This window comes from Candidatus Aminicenantes bacterium, from assembly GCA_026393855.1.
In the GTDB taxonomy this organism is placed as follows: domain Bacteria; phylum Acidobacteriota; class Aminicenantia; order Aminicenantales; family UBA4085; genus UBA4085.
The window spans coordinates 1-3,403 of the sequence record JAPKZJ010000138.1; the positions used below are offsets into that span (position 1 = coordinate 1).

The 3,403-nt window shown below is 63.7% G+C and carries 3 protein-coding genes; all 3 read left to right on the forward strand.

The genetic code is table 11. The features are described from left to right. The coding region (locus tag NTZ26_15735; protein ID MCX6561946.1) for a sulfatase at window positions 1–1,444 on the forward strand (1,444 nt) is incomplete at its 5' end. 41 nt (window positions 1,445–1,485) lie between these two features. After that, window positions 1,486–3,060, forward strand: a complete 1,575-nt coding sequence (locus tag NTZ26_15740; GenBank protein MCX6561947.1) for an alpha-L-fucosidase — start codon at window positions 1,486–1,488, stop codon at window positions 3,058–3,060. A 46-nt stretch (window positions 3,061–3,106) separates the two neighbouring features. Beyond that, a partial coding sequence (locus NTZ26_15745) for a hypothetical protein (GenBank protein ID MCX6561948.1) occupies window positions 3,107–3,403 on the forward strand: 297 nt, incomplete at its 3' end.

Below are 3,403 nucleotides of genomic sequence, written 5' to 3' on the forward strand. Positions count from 1 at the left end.
CATCTCGTGTTACGACGGCCGGCTGAATAAGACGCCGTCCATCGACCGCCTGGCCGCGGGGGGCGTCCGCTTCGAGCGAAGCTTCTGCACCAACTCCATCTGCGCCCCGGCCCGGGCCGTCCTGCTGACCGGAAAATACAGTCACCGCAACGGGGTCGTCGACAACGCCGTCCGCTTCGACGGATCGCAAACGACCTTTCCCAAGCTGTTGCGGCAGGCCGGCTACCGGACGGCGCTCTTCGGCAAGTGGCACCTCAAGACCGATCCGACGGGGTTCGATTTCTGGTCCATCCTGCCCGACCAGGGCGACTATTACAACCCGGATTTCATCACCAACGGCGTCCGCTCGACCCGCAGGGGGTATGTCACGGACCTGGTCACCGACGACGCCTTGGCTTGGCTTCGTGTCCGCGACAAGGCCAAGCCGTTCTGCGTCCTTCTCCATCACAAAGCGCCTCATCGCAACTGGCTCCCCGATGCCAAGCACATCGGGCTCTACGAAGGCGAGATACGCCCCGTCCCGGACACTTTCTATGATGATTACGCGACGCGCAGCGATGCCGCCCGGACACAGGAGATGCGCATCGCCGAGCACATGACGATGGGCTACGACCTGAAGCTCTCGCCCGACGACACGCCGGCCGACGATACGCCCGAAGAGGCCCGCCTGCGCAAGGAGTGGGAGGGCAATCTGGCCCGTATGACGCCGGAGGAGCGGGAGATGTTCACCCGGGCCTATGCCAAGGACAACGAGGCTTTCCGCAAGGCCGGGCTCAAGGGCCGGGAGCTGGCCGAGTGGAAATACCAGCGCTACATCCGGGATTACTTGCGCTGCATCGCCTCGGTTGACGACAATGTCGGGAAAGTCCTGGATTATCTTGAGGCCGAGGGCCTGGCCGACGATACGATCGTCATCTACACCTCGGACCAGGGATTCTATCTGGGCGAGCACGGCTGGTTCGACAAGCGGTTTATGTACGAGGAATCCCTGCGCATGCCGCTCGTCGTCAGATATCCGCGCGAGATCGCGCCGAGCGTCAATCGCCGCGACATGGTTTTAAACCTGGATTACGCCCCGACTTTTCTCGATTACGCCGGATTGGATGCGCCGGCCGAGATGCAGGGCCGCTCGATGCGGTCCGTCTGGCGGGGGAAGACGCCGCGCGACTGGCGTCAATCGATCTATTACCATTATTTCGAGTATCCCGCCGTCCACAGCGTCAAGCGCCATTTCGGTGTCCGGACGGATCGTTACAAGCTGATCCATTTCTATTATGATATCGACGCTTGGGAGATGTACGACCTGGAGAAGGATCCGCGCGAGCTTCGCAACGTCTACGCCGACCCGGATTATGCTGCGACGCGGCGGGAGATGACGGCCGAGCTCGACCGTCTGCGGACGCTCTACGGGGACACGGACGAAGCCCGGTTCCTGCCGCAATAAGGGAACGGCTCCCGGATCGATACGGACGGAAGGAAGAGCTCATGAAAAGCAAGAAAACGGCCGCGATCTCCTTTGCTCTGATCGTTGTTGTGGCCATCGTCGCCATGATCGTCGTCTTCCAGGCCCAGCAGAAGGAAACCCAGGCTGCTCCCTACCACAACTACGTCTTCATCGAGCCCGGCGACGACGAAGCCGCGGTCATCCGCAAGGCCGCCTCGGTCGTTCCCTCGCCCCGCCAGGCGGCCTGGCAAGCCCGCGAATTCATCGCTTTCACCCATTTCGGGATGGATACCTTCACCGACCGGGAATGGGGGCTGGGGACGGAGGATCCCAAGCTCTTCGCCCCGACCGCCTTCGACGCCAAGCAGTGGGTCCGGGTCGTCAAGGACGCCGGGATGAAGATGCTCATCGTAACCGCCAAGCATCACGACGGGTTTTGCCTCTGGCCGTCGGCCTTGACCGCGCATTCCGTCAAAAGCAGCCCTTGGCGGAAGGGGCAGGGGGATGTCGTGGGCGAAGTGGCCGCGGCCTGTCATGAGGCCGGTCTGGGATTCGGCGTGTATCTTTCGCCCTGGGATCGCCATGAGAAGAGCTTCGGCGATTCGCCCCGCTACAACGAGTATTTCCGCGGCCAGCTCCGCGAGCTTCTGACGAAATACGGTCCGGTGGATGAGGTCTGGTTCGACGGGGCCAACGGCGAGGGGCCCAACGGGAAAAAGCAGGTTTACGATTGGCCTTCCTACTATAAGCTCATTCGCGAACTCCAGCCCGGGGCCGTCATCGCCATCATGGGGCCCGATGTCCGCTGGGTCGGGACCGAATCCGGATACGGGCGGAAGACCGAGTGGAGTGTCGTCCCGGCGGATATCGGCAATAATGCGAGCATGGCCGCCGCCTCGCAGATGCAGCCGCAGGACGGGGCGTTCACCCCCAAAGATTTGATGAAAGACGACCTCGGCGGCCGGGAGGCGATCCGCAACGCCATGGCCCTGATCTGGTACCCGGCCGAGACCGACGTCTCGATCCGCCCCGGCTGGTTCTACCACGCCGACCAGGACGACGACGTCAAGCCGGCGCGGAATCTGATCGATATCTATTTCAGCTCGGTCGGGAGGAACGGCGTGCTTCTGCTGAACGTCCCTCCGGACAAGCGCGGCCTGATCCACGAGAACGACGCCAAGGCCCTGCGCGAGATGCGCCGGCTCTTGGACGCCGCTTTTGCCGTGAATCACGCGGCCGGAGCGAAGGCCTGGGTGAACACCCGAACCCGCGACCACGGCGCCGAGCTCATTCTGGACGGCGACCCGGCCACCTACTGGCAGGCTGAGTCCGGGGCAACCTCGGCCGAGATCTCGCTGGGCCTGGCGGGGCCGCGGACATTCGACTGCGTCCTGCTGCAAGAGGCCATCCTGGTCGGCCAGCGGATCGAGTCCTTCCGGCTGGAGGCCAAGATCAACGGAAGCTGGAAGGAATTCGCCAGCGAGACGACGGTCGGGGCCAAGCGGCTTCTTCGTTTCCCGGCGGTGACGACCGATGCGGTCCGGCTGGTCATCGAGAAATCGCGGTTGAATCCCACCCTGGCCACTTTTGGGTTGTTCACGATGACGGGGGATTAGGACGCCGGGAAGTCGAGCGGACGATTCGGGAAGAGGGGAGGGGGCGATGCGAGCATTGAGGGGTTCCCATTCGATCCGGGCGGTGGTCATCGCCGCCGCGGCGCTCGGGATGTTCGCGGCCGGAGGCGGCGGGACAGTACCCGCGCAGCCCCAAGCTGGGGGAGCGGCTTTTCGTTCCGCTTGGCCTATGGGCATCGAAAGAATCTGGGCCGGGCCGGAGTATTGGGCCAACCGCCTGCAGGACTGGCGGGTCAAAAACGGCCGCTTGGAATGCCTGCCCTCGCTCGCGGACCGCAACGTCCACCTCCTGACCCGCCGCGTCGGCTCCGGCCAAGGATCCCTT